The organism is Streptomyces sp. NPDC044002 (assembly GCF_056434525.1).
The window spans coordinates 1-1,672 of the sequence record NZ_JBWKEZ010000126.1; the positions used below are offsets into that span (position 1 = coordinate 1).

A 1,672-nucleotide genomic window follows, 5' to 3' on the forward strand; every position below is an offset into this window, starting at 1 on the left:
CCCGGCGGAGCGGAGCGCAGCCGGGTGCTTGATGAGGTAGAGAAACCTGTAACAGGTCCCGCGTGGCTCCTACGGCGAAGCCGTGGGGAATGCCCCGGCGATGGCGTGCATGTCGTCGGTGATGGCGTCGGCTCCCGCTTCGGCGAAGAGCGCGGCCTTGTGGGGCTTGTTGGCGTAGGCGATCACCGTTGCGCCGGCTGCATGAGCGGCCTGGACGTCGGTGAGCGAGTCACCAATCAGGGTGCAGTCCGCTACCCCCACCCCTGCCCGCTCCGCCGCCCTCATGATCGGGAACGGATTGGGCTTCATCAGGTGGGGCCGTCCGACAGGGCGCCCAACGATCTCCGCGACGTGACCCCCAAGCCCTTGAATCTCCAGGAAGCGCTGGACGCACTCGGCTGAGTTGTTGCTCACCACCAGAACGGTGCGCCCTGAAGATCCTGCGGCTTCAAGGGCCTCCACCGCCCCGGGAGTCGGGGGGCCGGCCACCGCGACGGCTTCGACTTCCGCCTCCGTCAGCGCCTGCTCCACCTTGCGACCGATGACGTCACCGGCTTCGTGGGCGATCCGAAGGACCTCGATAGGGTCGTCGGTCTCGGCGGCCTTGGTGCCCGCGGCTTCGTCCCGCGAGGAGAGCAGCAGGGTCAGCTGCTTGGCTACCTCGGGAGCGGGCAGTCCTGCGAACACGTCGCACACCGGCCCGTCGAAGTCGAAGAAGACAACGCGCGCGTTCGCCAAGACTCCTGAGAGCCGCTCATCGTGCGTCAAGGTCGAAGTCCCTTCCGATCGTCTCCCACACGCTGTCGAACCACATGCGGGCCTGCTGGACCTGCTGTGCTCCGCTGGAAGACTCGCCGTCGTTGATCGAGTGGTGGAAGAGCGTGGTGTCCTTGCCGACGAGGTCGTAGATCTCGATCACCTCGCCCTGGGCGACGACCTTGTTGGGACGGATCGGGTAGTACCCGAAGAACGCGTCTTCTTCGTTGATCACGTAGAGCTTGAAGAACTGTGTGCCGCTGTGGACACGGACGTTGATCCGGGCCTCGGTGACGAGACCGAGGTGCTCCAGCTCCGTGATGGCGTCGCGGATGCTGCGCGTGTAGCTGACCATGATGTCGTGCATGCGGTCGCGGAGCCGCTCGTCGTCCGCCCCGTCCTCCATGCGCACGGGCGCGGCCTGCGGCACGGACATGTCCGGGACGAGTATCCGCATGGTGATGCTGGACGGCGTGAGCCGCCCGACCCGGATCTTGTCGAGCGGCTCCTGAAGCGCTCCGTGCAGGGTCTCGCTGGAGAAGCCGGCGAAGTCGATGGTCACGCGGTCCTTGGCGAAGGCCTGCTCGACGTACGGCCGCAGGCCTGCTGGCCGCTCGGTCCGGTTGCGGACGTAGACGCCGCTGCCCTTGCGGGAGACGACGAGCCCCTCGTCTTCGAGGTCGCGTAGCGCGCGCTGAATCGTCGCCCGCGCGAATCCGTACAGCTCCGTCAGTTCCTTGTGGGACGGGAGCTTCTCCCCAGGACTCAGCCGCCTCGTACGGATGGCAGCACTGAGGCTGCTGGCTACCTGTTCGTACGGGGCTCGGTCGTCATCTGGGTCGAGGGGCTCGGGGACGAAGGTCATGGGTCGATGGTAGGCGACCCTCCCCAAGCAGGACAGCCATGCCAGTTATGT

2 protein-coding genes are annotated in these 1,672 nt (G+C 66.5%); both read right to left on the reverse strand.

What is annotated here, in order from left to right:
• Positions 1–69: 69 nt before the first annotated feature.
• A complete protein-coding gene (locus AC07A6_RS40635) occupies positions 70–738 on the reverse strand; it encodes an HAD family hydrolase (protein ID WP_478780444.1) in 669 nt (222 codons plus the stop codon).
• Positions 739–754: 16 nt separating this feature from the next.
• The gene (locus tag AC07A6_RS40640; RefSeq protein ID WP_478780445.1) at positions 755–1,621 is read right to left on the reverse strand and encodes a GntR family transcriptional regulator; all 867 of its coding nucleotides are present in this window, start codon (positions 1,619–1,621) and stop codon (positions 755–757) included.
• Positions 1,622–1,672 lie beyond the last annotated feature (51 nt).

Coding starts and splice junctions, on each gene's coding strand:
- AC07A6_RS40640 (WP_478780445.1), bottom strand. CDS start 1,621: ATGACCTTCGTCCCCGAGCCCCTCGACCCAGATGACGACCGAGCCCCG.